Origin of the sequence: Moraxella nasibovis, from assembly GCF_029581575.1 — a bacterium.
GTDB classification, from domain to species: Bacteria; Pseudomonadota; Gammaproteobacteria; order Pseudomonadales; family Moraxellaceae; genus Moraxella; species Moraxella nasibovis.
In genome coordinates, this window is sequence record NZ_CP089975.1 from 46,294 (window position 1) to 63,104 (window position 16,811).

The 16,811-nt window shown below is 48.7% G+C and carries 16 protein-coding genes; 10 read left to right on the plus strand and 6 right to left on the minus strand.

All coding sequences use genetic code 11. The annotated features are described in order from the left end of the window. Positions 1-157 precede the first annotated feature (157 nt). Complete coding sequence (locus tag LU290_RS00200; protein ID WP_277808580.1) at positions 158-730, plus strand: DUF2939 domain-containing protein; 573 nt, start codon at positions 158-160, stop codon at positions 728-730. Between the two features lie 47 nt (positions 731-777). On the opposite strand, the gene LU290_RS00205 is transcribed toward LU290_RS00200, so the two are convergent. Both LU290_RS00205 and LU290_RS00210 read right to left on the minus strand, forming a co-directional pair. After that, positions 778-1,752 (minus strand): disulfide isomerase DsbC N-terminal domain-containing protein, encoded by a 975-nt coding sequence (locus LU290_RS00205; RefSeq protein WP_277808581.1) that lies wholly within the window; start codon positions 1,750-1,752, stop codon positions 778-780. Positions 1,753-1,770: 18 nt separating this feature from the next. Next, a complete protein-coding gene (locus LU290_RS00210; RefSeq protein WP_277808582.1) occupies positions 1,771-2,472 on the minus strand; it encodes a pseudouridine synthase in 702 nt (233 codons plus the stop codon). Between the two features lie 71 nt (positions 2,473-2,543). Between LU290_RS00210 and LU290_RS00215 the strand changes: the two genes are divergently transcribed. Then, entirely contained in the window at positions 2,544-3,137 is a 594-nt protein-coding gene (locus tag LU290_RS00215) for an IMPACT family protein (protein ID WP_277808583.1), read from the plus strand. A gap of 116 nt (positions 3,138-3,253) precedes the next feature. On the opposite strand, the gene LU290_RS00220 is transcribed toward LU290_RS00215, so the two are convergent. Continuing rightward, positions 3,254-3,406 (minus strand): hypothetical protein, encoded by a 153-nt coding sequence (locus LU290_RS00220; protein ID WP_277808584.1) that lies wholly within the window; start codon positions 3,404-3,406, stop codon positions 3,254-3,256. After that, positions 3,403-3,621: a hypothetical protein gene (locus LU290_RS00225; protein ID WP_277808585.1), complete on the minus strand. Its 219-nt coding sequence runs from the start codon at positions 3,619-3,621 to the stop codon at positions 3,403-3,405. Before LU290_RS00225 ends, LU290_RS00220 begins: the two co-directional genes overlap by 4 nt. Positions 3,622-3,865: 244 nt before the next feature. Here LU290_RS00225 and LU290_RS00230 point away from each other — a divergent pair, with 244 nt between their 5' ends. Then, a complete protein-coding gene (locus tag LU290_RS00230; RefSeq protein ID WP_277808586.1) occupies positions 3,866-5,503 on the plus strand; it encodes a peptide ABC transporter substrate-binding protein in 1,638 nt (545 codons plus the stop codon). Between the two features lie 432 nt (positions 5,504-5,935). On the opposite strand, the gene LU290_RS00235 is transcribed toward LU290_RS00230, so the two are convergent. Continuing rightward, positions 5,936-6,925, minus strand: coding sequence for an LLM class flavin-dependent oxidoreductase (locus LU290_RS00235; RefSeq protein ID WP_277808587.1), 990 nt, complete (start codon positions 6,923-6,925; stop codon positions 5,936-5,938). Positions 6,926-7,131: 206 nt separating this feature from the next. On the opposite strand from LU290_RS00235, the gene LU290_RS00240 reads away from it, so the two are divergent. The 5 genes from LU290_RS00240 (at position 7,132) to LU290_RS00260 (ending at position 12,531) form a co-directional block, all read left to right on the plus strand. Next, complete coding sequence (locus LU290_RS00240) at positions 7,132-8,043, plus strand: pseudouridine synthase (RefSeq protein WP_277808588.1); 912 nt, start codon at positions 7,132-7,134, stop codon at positions 8,041-8,043. An 80-nt stretch (positions 8,044-8,123) separates the two neighbouring features. Continuing rightward, entirely contained in the window at positions 8,124-8,627 is a 504-nt protein-coding gene (gene rraA / locus LU290_RS00245; protein WP_277808589.1) for a ribonuclease E activity regulator RraA, read from the plus strand. A 303-nt stretch (positions 8,628-8,930) separates the two neighbouring features. After that, entirely contained in the window at positions 8,931-10,142 is a 1,212-nt protein-coding gene (gene sstT / locus LU290_RS00250; RefSeq protein ID WP_277808590.1) for a serine/threonine transporter SstT, read from the plus strand. A gap of 145 nt (positions 10,143-10,287) precedes the next feature. Then, positions 10,288-11,214 carry a LysR family transcriptional regulator gene (locus tag LU290_RS00255; protein WP_277808591.1) on the plus strand — a complete coding sequence of 309 codons (927 nt, stop codon included), beginning with the start codon at positions 10,288-10,290 and terminating at the stop codon, positions 11,212-11,214. Positions 11,215-11,334: 120 nt separating this feature from the next. Beyond that, positions 11,335-12,531 (plus strand): amino acid aminotransferase, encoded by a 1,197-nt coding sequence (locus LU290_RS00260; RefSeq protein ID WP_277808592.1) that lies wholly within the window; start codon positions 11,335-11,337, stop codon positions 12,529-12,531. A gap of 136 nt (positions 12,532-12,667) precedes the next feature. Here the strand turns inward: LU290_RS00260 and LU290_RS00265 are convergent, their stop codons facing one another. Further along, positions 12,668-14,164: a leucyl aminopeptidase gene (locus LU290_RS00265; protein WP_277808593.1), complete on the minus strand. Its 1,497-nt coding sequence runs from the start codon at positions 14,162-14,164 to the stop codon at positions 12,668-12,670. A 324-nt stretch (positions 14,165-14,488) separates the two neighbouring features. Between LU290_RS00265 and LU290_RS00270 the strand changes: the two genes are divergently transcribed. Both LU290_RS00270 and lptG read left to right on the plus strand, forming a co-directional pair. Further along, complete coding sequence (locus LU290_RS00270) at positions 14,489-15,718, plus strand: LPS export ABC transporter permease LptF (protein WP_277808594.1); 1,230 nt, start codon at positions 14,489-14,491, stop codon at positions 15,716-15,718. Continuing rightward, positions 15,715-16,806: an LPS export ABC transporter permease LptG gene (gene lptG / locus LU290_RS00275; protein WP_277808595.1), complete on the plus strand. Its 1,092-nt coding sequence runs from the start codon at positions 15,715-15,717 to the stop codon at positions 16,804-16,806. Before LU290_RS00270 ends, lptG begins: the two co-directional genes overlap by 4 nt. Positions 16,807-16,811 lie beyond the last annotated feature (5 nt).

A 16,811-nucleotide genomic window follows, 5' to 3' on the forward strand; every position in this document is an offset into this window, starting at 1 on the left:
CAAAATAGTTTTGCTTTTTATGGTGGTTTTGGTGCATATATCAAGGCAAATCATACCAAAAATGCGCAAATTTTCACAAATTTTTCATAAAAAATCTCATCAATTTTGCATGGAGTGTGGCAAAATGATGCGACCCACCATTTTTTTGGGAAATTTTATGAAAAACTTGATGAAACTTAGCCTGTTTTTGTTGGTCGTTCTTGTGATTGTGGCAGGCGTGTCGCCTTATTATCAGCTCTATCGCCTTAAAACCGCCCATGAGCGTGGCGACCATGCGACCATCGTGCAGGCGGTGGACTTTGAGCGTTTAAGACCCAATCTAAAAACTCAGTTGTACACCAAGGTCAAGCCCATCACAAGCCAGCTGCCAAAAGAATTGCAATCTTTGGGATTTAATGAAGAAAATCTAAATAATTTTGCTCATAAAATGATTGATGGCGCCATCGATCATTTGGTCACGCACGAGCAAGCGATGCGTCTGGTAGAAGGCGATGTGTCTGGACTGGATGAAGGGGTGGCGGTGTTTGCGCTGGTGGGTATGACAGATGATAATACAGCAAACTTTGCGCCAGACAGTACAGAAGCAAAGGGAGATACTCAGTATCAACTTGGCTATTGTGGCATCAACTGCTTTTTTGTCAAAACTCAGCTACAAAGCAAAGACATCGATGTGCGACTGACTCGCCACGGTCTTTGGGAGTGGAAAATTGACAATGTGATACTGCCTTGATGCGTCTTTTTGATTGGTAAAAGACACATCAAGGAAGGTTATTTTGGCTATTTTATGTTTAGAAATTCTAATAATTCATCATCGCTTTGACGAAAATCACCCTGAAACAGCACCCCATCCTCATTAAAGATGGCAGGCGTGGCAAAGATTGCAAGAGAATGTGCTGTGATTTGATTGCGTGTGAGTGGATTTTCTGTGTTTTGGCAGCTGTCAGTGCTGTTGATGCCTTTCATGGCGGCGGACAATAACAGCGCACGCTTGGCATTGTCCGCATGACACCAAATCTGCTGCATTGGCACAACAGACTCATCATAAACAGGGTAGCCGATGGCTTTGATGGTGATGCCTTTTTGATTTAAATGATTGATTTTGTTATGAAAAATTCTGCAATATGGGCAGTTGATGTCGGTGGCGATGTATAGCGTCGCCTTGTGCTGTGTCTTGGCGGGGTAAGTGATGAGTGTCCGCTCGTCAAGCTGTGATAGGGCGTGGCGGTTTTTGGTGCGCTCAAAGACTTGGTCAAGCCCTGTGAACTGCCCATTTTCAATCGTAGAAATCTCACCATTGATGAAGTAGCGACCGTCAGCGCTGACCAAAAATTGCGAACCGCCCGATGAGACGCCCCACAGCACGCCCTTGACATGGGTGTGATAAAAGGCGGCGTGTTGGTCGATGTTGCCAAGAGTGGTCATGTTTGCCAGTAGTGCCGCTTTGTGGTCTTGGCTGATGGGTGTGCCAGAGCGTCCCGTGCTGATGCGTCCGTCCATGGCGACGGCTGGGCTTGGGTTGGTCTCGATGTTGCCTTGGATGATGTATTTTAAGTCTTCGCTGATGAGCAGGGGGTCTTGTCCTGTCAGGCGAACTTGACTTAAAGCGGCGATGGGGCTTGGCGTGATACTTTGAATGGGCAGCGTCAGCCCTGCGCTCATCAAGATCTGGCGGATGTCGTCATGGCTTGCGCCGTGGGCGGTGCTGATGCCAAGCGTCAGGCTCAGCAATAGGGCGGTGATGGATTTTTTCATGGTATTTGTACTGCTAAATTAAAACTGCTCAATTTCGTCATCATTTAAAAATCGGCATTCGCCCATTTCTAGCCCATCAAGCGTGATCGTGCCGATGCTGGCTCGGTGCAGCTCGATGACTTTATTACCAAAATACGCCATCATGCGCTTGACCTGATGGTATTTGCCTTCGGTTAGGATTAAGGTGGCGTGCGTCTCGTCAATGAAGGATAGCTCGGCGGGGCGAGTTTTTTCGGTGTCGCCATCTAATAAAATGCCGTTCGCCACTTGTTTGATGGCGTGTGCTTGGGCGGTTTCGTCCATCGGATCGGCTAAGGTCAGCTCGTAGCGTTTGGGCTGGTGGCGTTTTGGGCTGGTCACTCGGTGTAGCCACGAGCCATCATCGGACAGCAGCAGCGCCCCTGTGGTATCCACATCAAGCCGTCCTGCGATACGCAGGCTTGCCACTTCTGGCACGGCGATGAGATCCGTCACGATGGGGTATTCTTTGGCTTTTAGGGTGCATTCAAAGCCATCGGGCTTATACAATAAAATGTAGCGATTGCCGTCCGCCACGCTCAAAGGCTCACCCGCCCACAGCACTTCATCGTCTGCATGAATGTGACGACTGCCGTCTTTGATGACTTCGTCATTGACGGTAATCTCGCCACGATGTAGCACTTTTTTGCACTCACTGCGAGACAGTTCGGTGGCTTTGCTTAAAAATTTATCCAATCTCATGGTTTATCGCTTAAAATAAGGTAAAATATCGCTCATAGTTTATCACATCTGACTGACGAAAAAATAAAAAAATGACTTATCATACGGTGTCCGCCCCTTGCCAAGCGGTTTATGAAATCAAAAAAAGCGAGTTTTTGGCATTTGCTTATCCAATCGCCCAAAAAGATGAAGTATTGTTTCATGTGGAACAATTACGCCAAACTTATCCAGACGCTCGCCATCATTGCTATGGCTACATCATCGGCGACCCCAGCAACACGACAGCGGCAGGTTTTGATGATGATGGTGAGCCGAACGGCACGGCAGGGCGACCGATTTTAAATGTCTTACAGCATAAGGGTATTGGTAATGTGCTGGTTGTGGTGGTGCGATATTTTGGCGGTATCAAGCTCGGTGCAGGCGGGCTGACTCGGGCTTATGCCACCGCCACGCAGATGGTGGTAGATGAGATGAGGCTTGTGCCTTTTGTGCCAAAATCTGAATTAAAAGTACTGACGACTTTTGCTCATGAAGCCCAACTGCGCTATCTGGTGGGGCAGGTAGGTGGCGACATCGTCTCGGCGGATTATACGCAGGCGGTGGTCATGAGTGTGCAGATGGACAGCGAAAAAGTCGCAGAATTTGTGGCAAGTTTGGGCATTTATGGAGAAGTGTTGGATTATTAAAATCTTGAGTGAAAATATGGTGTGAATCAAAGACTTGTTTAATCTTATTTGTCATAAAAAATAAAAAACCATGTAAATCAATGAGTTACATGGTTTTTTTAACTGTCAATTATCAATCAAATTTTGCAAGCACCGCCTTCGCAATCATCAACCGCCGTTTCACTGTCAAAGCCGCCTTCGACAGTGACATCTGCCAAATCGCCCAGCATGGCATCAAAATCTAAATCATCAAAATCAACGCTCAATTCGTCGTGGGTGTTGGTGGTCATGGTCGCTCCTTAAAATGTGGCGGGTTTTGAAAAAGTGTCATCATGATGGCGGTGGCTGATGGATTTTTCAAGGGCAGAATGCTCACTGGCGCAAAATGCCGTAAAATAATGAAGCCCCAACCGAAGTTGGGGCTCATCATATGGGGGCTTGCTACTTGCACTATCCTTAATTGATTTCCATAAACCACAGCGTTCATCCATGCTGGCTTATCCATTTGCCATCTCCTTGCTGCTTGGGTGTATTATGCCAATATTGATGAGTAAAGAAAAGACGCCGATGTCGTCAATGCGTGTAAGAAATGGCTGACAAAGATGGTGGGGTGGTTTGTGGTTTTTTTTATAATGTAAATTTTACATATGTATATTCTTATTTTGCATAATTAAATTCAGCAAGTGTGCATTATCATCTGCAAATGACTTTGTCATTTTTGACGCATCAACAATCAACAAAGGACGCTCATGACTACTTTAAAATATACCTTATCCGCCTTGGCTGTCGGCATGGCGATGGTCTTGGCAGGCTGTGGCGATAAAGCGCCCACCGCCCAAGGCGACGGCAGCGATGCAAAAGCTGCTGCCACCAAAGCTGACAAAACCACGCTCACCATCAACAATGGCGCAGAGATCAGCTCGCTGGACCCACATAAGACAGGCGGTGTGCCTGAGTCATCAGTGGCTCGTCAGCAGTTTGTGGGGCTGACCACCACCGATGCAGATGGCAAGCTGACCGCAGGCATGGCGGAGAGCTGGGAGAGCAGTGATAATGTCACTTGGACATTTAAGCTGCGTGACGCCAAGTGGTCGAATGGCGAGCCTGTGACGGCGCATGACTTTGTGTTCAGCTTTCAGCGCATGGTCGATCCTAAGACTGCTGCCAATTTTGCCAACTTCATCGCCGATGCGAAGGTGCTAAACGCCAGCGCCATCATCGAAGGCGCGCTGCCACCAGAGCAAATCGGTGTCAAGGCGCTTGATGACAAGACTTTGCAGATCACACTGTCTGAGCCTGTGCCGTATTTTCCTCAGATGGCTGCTTACACCGCCATGCGCCCTGTACCACAAAAGGTGGTGGAGACGCTTGGTGATGCGTGGGCAAAGCCTGAAAACATCGTGGTCAATGGTGCGTACATCCTAAAAGACTGGAAGGTGGGCGAAAAGATGGTTTTTGCCAAAAATCCGCACCACTATGATGCTGATAAAGTCGCCATTGAGACTTTGGTGCTGTTGCCGATTGACAGTGGTCCGACTGACTTCTCACGCTATCAGGCAGGCGAGATTGACATCACCTTTACTGATGTGCCAAGCGATGTGCTGGCAGCGGCAAACCCAGATGAAGTAAAGACTTCGCCGTCGTTTTGCTCGTATTATTATGAAATGAATGTCAATAAGCCACCATTTAATGATGTGCGTGTGCGTCGTGCGATGACCTTGGCACTCGACCGTGAGACCATCGCCGAGAAAGTCGCTGCCCGTGGCGAGATGCCGTCGTACCAGATGACACCGACGGTCGTGTCAAATAACCCAAACTACACCCCAGAATGGCAAAAGCTGGATAAAGCCGCTCGTATCGCTGAGGCAAAACGACTGCTGAATGAGGCGGGCTATAATGAGTCCAATCCGCTTGAATTTGAGCTGTTGTACAACACCAGTGAAAATCACAAAAAAGTCGCCGTCGCTGCGCAGTCGCTGTGGCATGAGGCGCTCGGCTTTGCGAAAGTGACTTTGGTCAATCAAGAGTGGAAAGCCTATCTGGCAAGCCGTCGTAATCACGAGCATCAGATGGCGCGCGCCGCTTGGTGTGGTGACTATGATGACCCTGCGACTTTCTTGAATGTCATGCGCACCGAAGGCTCGGGCAACTATGGCGACTACTCAAATAAAGACTACGATGCGCTGCTACAAACTTCGCTGACCAAATCCAATGACGCTGAGCGAGCTGGGGTGTATCGTCAGTTGGAAGCCATCTTGGATCAAGATGTGCCAAATGTCTGGGTGTACTATCAGGTGAATGCTCGTGCCGTTAAGCCTTATGTACAAGGCTACTCAACCAATGACGCCTTGGGTAACTGGCAGGCGAAATATTGGTCAATCCAATGATTTTTAATGATTTCATCAAAAAGACTCAGTCACTGCTGGGTCTTTTTTGTTGGGTGGTGAGTTGTGTTTTTGTCCATAGAGTTTTAAAATCGGATACACAGTTTGCCATAAGTTTGTAGCGGCGAAAGATTGTTCGCCTTACAAGACCGCATCATAGTTTCGTTGATGAGGCTTAAAAATCTTTTTATGGTCGATAAGCCCTTTTAAATTTTTTAAATCCACAAAAACAATGAGACCACAACCGATGGCTGTGGTCTCATTGCGTCAGAGATTTACACGAACTCCTTACCTATCCTTAGATGACTTCCATTTACCGCAGCGTTCATCCATGCTGGCTTATCCATTGCCATATCCTTGCTGCTTGGGTGTATTATGCCAATATTGATGAGTAAAGAACAGACGCCAATGTCGTAATCTTTTGTAAGTTTTTGCTTACAAAGATGTCACCACTTCGCTGAGCAGCTCATAAGATTTGAGCTGTTTTTGTTCGTCATAAATGTAGCTGACCGCCATCAGCTCATCTGCTTGCACCTTAGATTGCAAATCATCAAGCTGAGTGCGTACGGTGTCTGGCGAGCCAATCAAGCTGCACGCCATCATGCTTTTTGCCATGCCGATGATGTGTGCTGGCACATGGCGCTCAATGTCGTGCACTGGCGGTCTCATGCCAGAGCGCTCACCCGTCACAACATTTAAGAAAAACTGCAAGCTTGTCGTGGATAAAAGTGCCGCTTCATCATCGCTGTCTGCGACGATGGCATTGACACCGACGATGACCTTGGGCGCATCAAGCACGGCAGACGGCTTAAAATAAGTGCGGTAAATCTCCACCGCTTGATGTAAAAAGCGGGGTGCAAAATGTGAGGCAAACGCATAAGGCAGCCCCATTTCCGCCGCCAAATAAGCACTCTGGGTGCTAGAACCTAAGATGTACAGCGGTACATTCAGTCCTTTGGCGGGGTAGGCACGCACTTTTTTGTCGCTGTCATCATCGCTAAAATAAAACTGCAACTCTTTGATATCACTTGGAAAACTCATCGCAAAGTCATCATGATTGCGACGAATGGCACGAGCCGTCTGCGGGTCGGTGCCGGGTGCACGTCCAAGCCCCAGATCGACACGGTCTGGATAAAGACTTGCCAGCGTGCCGTATTGCTCAGCGACGATGAAAGGCGAATGGTTTGGCAGCATCACGCCGCCTGAGCCGACCCGAATGCTTTGGGTTTTGTCCAACACTCGCTGAATGAGCAGGCTGGTGGCGGAACTTGCCAGATAAGGCGTATTGTGATGCTCGGCGATCCAGTAGCGAGTATAGCCCAGACGCTCAGCGTGCTGTGCCAGCGTCACCAGATTGTCCACCGCATCGGTGAAAGATTCGCCTTCACGAAAAGGCGCAAGGTTTAGTATGGATAAATCAGTCATAAAAATGCTCTTTTTGGTGTTTTTGATGTGCAATTACAATGGCTGTTTTTTGGTGAATTTCAAGGCAGGCAGACCAAGACTTGTTGGCATTGTTGTAAGCGATTGTGTCGGAATTTTGAGCGCATCCCTTAAATGCTGCAAAACTTCATCAAAACACACAAAAAGTCTGACGATGGATTATAATAACGCCAAATAAGGAGCATGCGATGAATAAAGCGAGCAAATTACCCATGATTGATGGCGTGTCTGCCAGTGTTATTTATTTAGAAAAATTTAATAATAAAGAACAGCCGCCAGCGAGTATGTTTGATTTTTTGTGCCAAAAATTTCCCCACATCGGTGCTGACGAGTGGCGGCGGCGATTTGATGATGGGCTAATTTTTTGGGAAAATGGCGTGCCGTGCCTGTTTGATGAGCCTTATCAATATGGGCGCAGTATTTATTATTATCGGTTTTTGGAGCATGAAATCATCGTGCCGTTTGCGCATGAGATTGTCTTTGAAAATCAAGAATTTATGGTCGTGGATAAACCGCATTTTTTGACGGTAACACCCAGCGGTAATTATGTCAAGCAAACGCTACTTACTCGCCTAAAACAACAATCTAACAACCCAGACTTATCGCCCATTCATCGGCTAGATAGAGAGACGGCAGGGCTGATTTTGATCAGCAAAAACCCTGCCACGCGTGGGCTGTATCAAACTCTTTTTAAAAGCCAAGCCATCAAAAAAATCTACCACGCCATCGCACCTATTCAGCAAAACTTAACACTTCCGCTGGATTTGCACCTGCATTTGACACGAGGCGAGCCGTTTTATACCATGACGGTGGCGGACGATACGCCCAATTCGCACACGCACATCAGGCTCATTGCGACACAAGGTGACTGGGCAAAATACGAGCTACACCCCACGACTGGCAAGCTACACCAACTGCGTGTGCATTTAAATCACTTAGGTCTTGCCATCAAAAACGACCCTTATTATCCGTGTGTGCGGCATAAGGCGGACGGGGATTTTAGTCAGCCGTTACAGCTTTTGGCAAAGTCGCTTTGCTTTATTGACCCAGTAACAGGCGAGCAGATGTCGTTTGAATCCAAGCGACAGTTGGCGTTTTGATGATGGCAGATGGTTTGACAAAGCAGTGCCAAAATGCTATGTTTGCCAAACGCAATTCATTTTCAAAAAGGAGTAAAAAAATGAACGCATTTGTTACCTGCGATTTGCTTGACGATAACGAAGGCAAAGGCATTCAAGTGGTGTCGCCAAGCCTTGATGGGAAATTTTTTCGCAGTTTTGGTGGACGCAAGGCATTCGGCGGTCAGGCGGTGACGGTCAAGTGCTTTGAGGATAATTCTCGTGTCAAAGAACTGCTCGCCACTGATGGCGCAGGCAAAGTGCTGGTGGTAGATGGCGGTGCGTCCATGCGCTGTGCTTTGCTTGGCGACATGATTGCCGAAAGTGCGGTAAAGCAAGGCTGGGCAGGCGTGATTGTCTATGGCTGTGTGCGTGATGTGGATGCCTTGGGCGAGCTGGATTTGGGCGTGCAGGCATTGGGCTGTATTCCCCAAAAATCCACCAGAAAAGGTGCAGGCGAGACAGGCGTTACCCTGCATTTTGGTGGCGTGAGCATTGACAATGGGGCGTATGTGTATGCCGATAATAATGGCATTTTGGTGTCAAGCACTGACTTGATTGGCTAAAAATTGCATTAATGCACAAGGCGATGACGCTCCGAGAGGGGCGTTTTTTTGTGGGTGATGGCAAAGATGCGTCTGCTTAGCATAAGGTGATTTTAAGAATTTTAAGATTTGCTGAATGGGATGCTGCATTTGCACCAAAAATGGGCAGATTTGTTAGGCATTGGCGAAATATTGCCCAGATGTAACCATCTTATTACCAAATCTTGCAAAAAAAGCTAGATTTGTGCGTAAAAGCAAGGTATAGTAGCGCCAGTTATTTGCATTGATTTTTAACCATTATTTAAAAATTTGTTAGGAGTTTGTATGCGCTCTTTGGTGAATGCATATTTAAAAGCAGGGCTGGTGCCGATGATCATCATCGGTCTGGTCTTGGGTGCGATCATTGGCGGACTGATGCCGTCTGTTGGTTTGTCGGTGGGGATTTTGGGCGCCATCTTTGTCGGTGCGCTAAAAGCCGTTGCACCGATTTTGGTGTTTGTGCTGGTCATCGCAGCGGTCACAGGCTACCGTGGTGGCGGTGATTTACGCATCAAGCCTGTATTTATCCTATATTTGGTGGGTACATTTACCGCAGCATTGACGGCGGTGGTGGCAAGTTTTACCTTCCCAACCCAGCTGGCATTGGTGGCGGCAGAAGGCATCAGCCAAACGCCACCGCAAGATCTAAGAGAAGTCTTGACCACACTATTGATGAATTTGGTGGCAAACCCTGTCAAATCTTTGGCAGAAGCCAACTACATGGGCATCTTGACTTGGGCGGTACTCATCGGCTTGGCGCTGCGCCATGTGAGCGAAACCACTCGCCAAGTGGCGGCTGACCTGAGCACTGCCATCACCAGCGTGGTGAAGTGGGTCATCGCTTTTGCACCGATTGGTATTTTTGGTCTGGTGGCAGCGACGGTGGCTGAGACAGGGCTTGAAGCGCTGCTGGGCTATGCGCACCTGCTTGCGGTGTTGGTGGGCTGTATGCTATTTATTGCATTGGTGGTCAATCCCATCATCGTCTTTGCCATGACTCGCAAAAACCCTTATCCGCTGGTCATCGCTTGCTTGCGTGAATCTGGCGTGACGGCGTTTTTCACTCGTTCATCGGCAGCGAACATTCCTGTCAATATGAACCTTGCTCGCAAATTGGGCTTGAACGAAGAGACTTATTCGGTCACCATTCCTTTGGGTGCAACCATCAACATGGCGGGCGCAGCAATCACCATCAATGTGCTGACTTTGGCAGCGGCGCACACGCTAGGCATCGATGTGTCGTTCGGCTCGGCGCTGTTGCTTGCTATCATTGGCAGTCTTGCAGCGTGTGGCGCATCTGGCGTGGCTGGCGGCTCATTGCTACTCATTCCGATGGCGTGTAATCTGTTCAGCATTCCAAACGACATCGCCATGCAAGTGGTGGCGATTGGCTTTATCATCGGCGTGGTGCAAGATTCTGCTGAAACGGCACTCAACTCATCAACCGATGTGCTATTCACCGCAGCGGCCGACCCAAAATACGCCTACAAAGGCTAATCGATCGCTTCACAAAAACCAGCTTGATCAGGCTGGTTTTTTATTATGAAAGAATAAGTTAAAATTTATTTTCACAAGCCACTTGTATCTTTAAAATTATAATTTATAATAATAACTTATACATATATCACTAGGAATTATAATCGTGAGTACCACGCTACGCCAGCTGCGTGCTTTTGTGTTGGTCGCTGAGCAAAACAGCTTTACCAAAGCGGCTGAAACTTTGTGCCTGACGCAGTCTGCCCTAAGCGGACTGATCAAAGAGCTTGAACAAAACTTGGATGTCAAGCTGTTTGACCGCACCACCAGAAAACTGCACCTCTCTGATGCGGGCATGCGTCTTTTGCCACAGGCACGCCGTGTGTTGAACGAAATGTCGGTGCTCAATGAGAAGGTCGCCAACCTAAAATCCTTGCACCAAGGTCATGTGCGTCTGGCGGTGTCACAGCAGCTGTCCGCCTCGACCATGCCAAAATTCATCGCCAAATTTTGCGAGCTGCATCCGCACATTCAGGTGACGCTCACCGACTGTTCGGTGGATGATGTGGTGGATTCTATTGAGAATTTGGAGGCGGATTTGGGCATTGCCCCTGAGCGTACTTATTCAGATGACTTGCAGACAGACACGCTGTTTCGCTCGCCTTTTTATCTGGTGTTACCCAAGTCGCACCCCTTTGCCAGCAAAGATGTGGTGCGCTGGACGGATTTGTTAAATGAGCGCCTAATCACGCTGAACGGTCCATTCATCAAGTCGCTACAAAACGAGCTGCCAGCACAGATTTCTAGCCGTATTTTTAATCCTGACTTTGAGATCAATTTTCTGTCAACAGCACTGGGCATGACCAGAATGGGCTTGGGCGTGACCATCTGTCTTTTGTACGCTGCCGAATGGGTGGAGCTGTACGGACTGGTGATGCGACCGATTGCCGAGCCTGTGGTGGAGCGAAATTTCTTGCTTTATACGCACAAAAACCGCTCGCTGTCGCCCGCTGCGCTTGCCTTTAAAGCGTTTTTGATTGAAAATGCGCACGAGTTTTTGGTGAGCAGTCCCAAAGATTTGAATAAAGATTGATATTTAGTTACATTTCATGCGACATATTGGCAAATTTCTTTTGCACTTGGCGTGAAATTTCCGTTATACTGTGAAAGATTGCCGCTAGGCTGTTTTGTTTGTTTATAAAAGGAAAATGATATGTTTAATCATGTTGAGCATTATGCAGGCGACCCGATTTTGGGTTTGATGGACAAATTTGCAAACGACCCACGCACCGACATTAAGGTGAATTTGGGTGTGGGCGTGTATTATACTGAAGATGGCAAATTGCCAGTATTGGAGTGCGTCAAGACTGCCGAGGCTCAGATTGCCAATCCGCCACGCCCTCGTGGTTATCTGCCGATGGACGGTCTAAAAGGCTACAAAGAAGCCTGCCAACATCTATTGTTCGGCAAAGATAGCCAAGCAGTTGCAGAAGGTCGTGTGGCGACCATCGCAACTTTGGGCGGTTCTGGTGCGCTGAAAGTCGGTGCAGACTTTATCCATGAATGGTTCCCAGCTGCCAAGTGTTATGTGTCAAACCCAACTTGGGGCAACCACATCAGCATTTTTGAAGGTGCGGGCATGGAAGTGGGCAAATATCCTTACTATGACGCTGCCACCATCGGTGTGAAATTTGACGAAATGTGCGAATTTTTCAAAGGCTTGAACGAAAATGATGTGGTGCTGCTACACCCATGCTGTCACAACCCAACTGGCGTTGATTTGACCAATGAGCAATGGGACATCGTGCTTGACATCGTCAAAGACAAAAAACTCATCGCCTTTATGGACATCGCTTATCAAGGTTTTGGCGATGACATGGACGGTGATGCGTACGCCATTCGCCGTGCAGTAGAGATGGGCTTGCCAATCTTTGTGTCTAACTCTTTCTCAAAAAATCTGTCGCTTTATGGCGAGCGTGTCGGCGGTCTGTCTGTGGTCGCACCATCAAAAGAAGAAGCTGACCGTGTTCTAGGACAGCTAAAATTCACCGTACGCCGTATCTATTCAAGCCCACCATCTCACGGTAATGCGGTGGTAGATACCGTGATGAATGACGATGCGCTGTTTGAGCAGTGGGTGGGCGAAGTGTATGAAATGCGTGATCGCATTCGCCTGATGCGTCAAAAACTCCAAGATGTATTGACTGCCAAATTGCCAGAGCGTGATTTTAGCTACTTTACCAAACAGCGTGGCATGTTCAGCTTTACTGGCTTAACCGCTGAGCAAGTGGTGCGCCTGCGTGATGAATTTGCGGTATATATGGTTGAAAATGGTCGTATGTGTATCGCAGGCTTGAACAACAAAAATGTAGAATATGTCGCCAACGCCATGGCAGAAGTTCTAAAATAAGCATTTATCAATCATGCGTTAAGCCATCCAGACCGCTCTTTTTAAAAGGGCGGTTTTTTGATGGGAAAATTGACAAAAAATTGGCAAAGAAAAAAGACCCTGTTTGACAAGGTCTTTTTGCTTTATGCGGTGCAGGTCATACCGCTTGCGATTTTAAAAATTGCACCAACATCGGCACAGGGCGACCTGTTGCGCCCTTATCAGCACCGCTCAAAGATGCTGTGCCTGCGATGTCTAGGTGCGCCCATGCCTGACCTTCTTTGATGAAATGCTTTAAAAAACACGCTGCGGTGATAGAGCCACCTTCACGACCACCGATGTTTTGTAGATCGGCGAAGTTTGATTTAAGCTGGGCGGCATAGTCATCATCAAGCGGCATCTGCCAAAGCAAGTCGTTGGTGTATTCGCCAGCAGCTTCTAGGGCAAACAGCGTGTCCTCATCGTTACTGTACACTGCCGAGCGCACCGAGCCGAGTGCGATGACGCACGCGCCTGTCAGGGTTGCCGCATCGATGATGGTGCGTGGCTGATAATTATCCTGCACATAGCACAGCGCATCACACAGCACCAAGCGTCCCTCGGCGTCTGTGTTTAAGATTTCAACGCTCGTGCCATTCATGGCGGTGACGATGTCGCCGGGGCGTGTGGCTTTGCCAGAAGGCATGTTTTCAGCGGCGGCGATGACGGTCACCAAGTCAATCTCGATGCCCGCCTCACAGATGGCCTTGGTCGCACCGAGCATGGCGGCAGCCCCGCCCATGTCAAATTTCATCTCGTCCATGCCAGCGCCTGGTTTTAATGAGATGCCGCCTGTGTCAAAGGTGATGCCTTTGCCCACCAGTGCGATGGGGCTTGCAAGCTTGGCTTTTTTGGTCTTTTTGGTTTTGCCAAAGTATTCGATGACAATGAGCTTACCTTCTTGGTCTGAGCCTTGGGAGACCGACATGAAACAGCCCATGCCAAGCTTGGTCATTTCTTTTTCGCCAAGCACGCTCACTTCAAGCTTGTCGCCATAAGCTTTGGCAAGTTTTTTGGCTTCTTTGGCAAGTGTGCTGGGGTTTAGGACATTGGGTGCTTCGTTTGCCAAATCACGAGCAAAACTTTGACCTTTAAAGGTCGCTTCAGTCAAAGCCAGTGCCGCTTCATAGTCTGCAAGGCTGTCTTTGGTGTTGATGAGCTGTACTGTCTGCAAGGCGTCTGCGTCAGATTTTTTGGAAAAATGGCGGTCAAAACGATAATTTGCGTTGAGTAGCGCAAGCACAAACTGCGAGAAGTGCTTTTGGCAGATGACATCGCCCCAGCAAATGGCAGCTGAGCGCTGGTTTTTTAGGGTTTTGTAAGTGGCTTTGCCAAGCTTTTGAATGTTGCCTGCCAATTTGTCCAATTTGCCTGCGCCCATCACCGTGATGCTGACGCCGTCGGTGTCTAGCGCATGATCGCTGACGGCAGCACCAAGCTCGCCCTTAAAGCCAGATTTGGCGATGAGCTGCTCGGCACGCTTGGCGTGGTCGTCTGCGACATTGCCCAAAAGTGTGCCTTCGCTGTCAGCAAAAAAGACCAAATGCGGCAAAGGGTTGGCTTTGGTGGGTTTTTTTAGGCTAAGCTTTGGATGAACAGAAAGAGTAAGAGTCATGATTGTTCCTTAATTTTTTAAACCATATTTTAAAGATTTGGCTGGCTGTTGGTGCTTGGTGCGCCAAGACGATGAAAATGTTAAGCTCATCGCCCAGTGGCACAAGCAAAACCAACCGTACGGCTTAGTTTAACACATTTGCTAGGCTTTGTGCCATTGATGTGTCATCAGTTTTGTCATCAGTTTGTCAAAAGGCACGGCGGATGATGGTGCATCTGACTGTCATATTCGGTTGCAAAAACGGTGCGTCATTTGCCAAAATTGCAAGATTTTTCAAGCAAAATTTTGGTATAATGGCGGCTTGTCTGCCATTTGGATAACTTTGTGATTCTACGCCGCTATCTCATCAAAGAAGTCGCTACGACCACCGCCCTTGTTTTGGGGTTTTTGGTGGTGATGCTGCTTGGTGGGCGTTTGATTCGTTATTTTGGTATGGCGGCAGAAGGCGGGCTGGATGTGGGCGTGCTGTTTACGCTCATCGGCTATAATCTGCCTTACTTTTTGGAGCTGATTTTTCCGTTGTCGTTTTTTATCGGTCTGATGCTGGTGTTTGGCAGGCTGTATGCCGATCATGAGATGGCGGTGATGAATGCCAGTGGCATCAGTCGTGGCAAGGTGGCAAGGCTTATTTTGCCACTGGTCATTGTGGCATTTGTGGTGCAGTGTTTCATCACGATGGCGGGCAAGCCGTGGGGTGTGGCAAAGGCGACAAACATCTGGCAAGAGCAGTCGGTGCTTGAAGTGTTTGATTTCATCACGCCCAAAAAATTCGTCAGTAGTGGCGATTATCACCTGTATGTGGGCGAGATTGGCGAAAATCGAGAATACCTAAAAGATGTCATCGTCATTCAAATGCCAAAAGGTCAGACGCCTGAGTCGATGAACGACATCGCCAACCAAAACGAGGATGCCGCCAAGAAGGCAGAGGCGCTCGCCCAGAGTCTGCCAAGTGAATTTGTCCGAGTAAAAGACACTTTAATCTATGCCAAATCCGCCACTCAGGTGGAGAGCGATGATGGCGTGGTGCGTCTGGATTTGCATCAAGGACGCCGCTATGAGGTGGATGCCGCCAGCAAACAATACAGCCAAATCGGCTTTGAAAGATACCGCATCAGTCTGGCAGCGGGCAAAACAAATGACTTAAAGCCCATGAAAATCGAGGGCTGGACGAGCAGCGAGTTGCTTGCCAATCTCAACAAAACTACCCCAAATCCAAGCAGCAGCGAGATTCATGCTGAGCTGGGCTATCGATTCAGCTTGCCTTGGCTGATTGTGATTGCAGCGATGCTTGCACCCCCATTGGCGCAGGTGCGTCCACGCCAAGGCAGATGGTTAAAGCTCATTCCTGCGATTTTTATCTTTGTGGCAAATGTGCTGATCTTGATTTCATTAAAAGAATCCATCGCCAAAGGCAAGGTGGGTGATTGGGCGTATCCTGTGGCGGTGCTGCTGCTGGTGCTGTTTGCGTTTTATATGAATCATCATGATAGGGTCGTGGCACGGCTTAGACTGTCTCGCCAAAATGCTCGCCGAGATGAGGGGGTGGGCGCATGAAATCGCACATTTTGGCGCACTATGTCATTCGAGCGGCGTTTTTGGCGATGCTTGGGGCGGTGGCAGGTCTGTGGCTGCTGCAAATGGTCTTTGCGTATCTGGGTGAGCTTGAAAACATCAGCGACACCTACACGCTGACGGATGCGCTTTGGTTCATTGTGTATCGTTCGCCTTATTTTTTGGTGCAGTTTATTCCCACAGGTGCGCTCTTGGGGGCGGTGGTGGGTCTTGGGCTTTTGGCAGGCAGCAGTGAGCTGGTGAGCATGCAGGCATCGGGCGTGAGCAAATACCGCATCATCAGCTGGGCGATGATTCCTGCCAGTTTGTTTGTGATGATTTCATTGCTTGTCAATCAGTTCATCTTGCCCATCTCCAACCAAAAAGCTGATGCCATCAGCAGCGATCAGCCCATCAGCCAGCTCATTCATGTCAATGGCTACTGGTCGGTGAGCGAGCATGAAGGTGGTCAGGACATCGTCTATATCAGCTATGCCGACAGCGAAGGCAAGCTTGGCGAGACCAAACGCTATGCGCTCAACGAACACAGCAACCTAACCGCCGCCATGCGTGCAGGCTCTGGCAGCTACGCCAGTAGTGATGCCGATGCACGCTACACTTGGCAGCTCAGCGATGTCGATGCCATCGATATCGGCAGCCAAGGCATCACACAAAACCATGAGAATGCTCGCACGCTGACTTTGCCGATCGCCCCAAGCGATGTGCATCTTTTGACGCGTGAGCCTGATGACATGTCTTTGACCGATCTGTATGCACACCGACAGCTGATGCGCCATCAAGGCACGAGCAGTCTACGCCATGAGCTCAGCTTTTGGCAAAAGCTGTGGTCGCCGTTTGCGGTGCTGTCTTTGGTGCTGGTGGCGTCGTCTTTTGTGTTTGGGTCGCTGCGCTCACAGGGTCTGGGGTTGCGTATTGTGATGGCGTTATTGACAGGCTTATTGTTCAGTTATTTGACGGATTTGACAGGATTTATTGCCTTGGCAGCCAATTGGTCGCCTTTTGTCATGGCGCTCTTGCCCATCATCATCAGTGCGGCGGCAGGCGTGTATTTGCTGCAAAGACGGCAGTAGGGTGT

Bases quoted from the DNA above. Each gene is read 5' to 3' on its own strand.
- LU290_RS00200 (WP_277808580.1), top strand. From the start codon at position 158: ATGAAAAACTTGATGAAACTTAGCCTGTTTTTGTTGGTCGTTCTTGTG.
- LU290_RS00205 (WP_277808581.1), bottom strand. From the start codon at position 1,752: ATGAAAAAATCCATCACCGCCCTATTGCTGAGCCTGACGCTTGGCATC.
- LU290_RS00210 (WP_277808582.1), bottom strand. From the start codon at position 2,472: ATGAGATTGGATAAATTTTTAAGCAAAGCCACCGAACTGTCTCGCAGT.
- LU290_RS00215 (WP_277808583.1), top strand. From the start codon at position 2,544: ATGACTTATCATACGGTGTCCGCCCCTTGCCAAGCGGTTTATGAAATC.
- LU290_RS00220 (WP_277808584.1), bottom strand. From the start codon at position 3,406: ATGACCACCAACACCCACGACGAATTGAGCGTTGATTTTGATGATTTA.
- LU290_RS00225 (WP_277808585.1), bottom strand. From the start codon at position 3,621: ATGGATAAGCCAGCATGGATGAACGCTGTGGTTTATGGAAATCAATTA.
- LU290_RS00230 (WP_277808586.1), top strand. From the start codon at position 3,866: ATGACTACTTTAAAATATACCTTATCCGCCTTGGCTGTCGGCATGGCG.
- LU290_RS00235 (WP_277808587.1), bottom strand. From the start codon at position 6,925: ATGACTGATTTATCCATACTAAACCTTGCGCCTTTTCGTGAAGGCGAA.
- LU290_RS00240 (WP_277808588.1), top strand. From the start codon at position 7,132: ATGAATAAAGCGAGCAAATTACCCATGATTGATGGCGTGTCTGCCAGT.
- rraA (WP_277808589.1), top strand. From the start codon at position 8,124: ATGAACGCATTTGTTACCTGCGATTTGCTTGACGATAACGAAGGCAAA.
- sstT (WP_277808590.1), top strand. From the start codon at position 8,931: ATGCGCTCTTTGGTGAATGCATATTTAAAAGCAGGGCTGGTGCCGATG.
- LU290_RS00260 (WP_277808592.1), top strand. From the start codon at position 11,335: ATGTTTAATCATGTTGAGCATTATGCAGGCGACCCGATTTTGGGTTTG.
- LU290_RS00265 (WP_277808593.1), bottom strand. From the start codon at position 14,164: ATGACTCTTACTCTTTCTGTTCATCCAAAGCTTAGCCTAAAAAAACCC.
- lptG (WP_277808595.1), top strand. From the start codon at position 15,715: ATGAAATCGCACATTTTGGCGCACTATGTCATTCGAGCGGCGTTTTTG.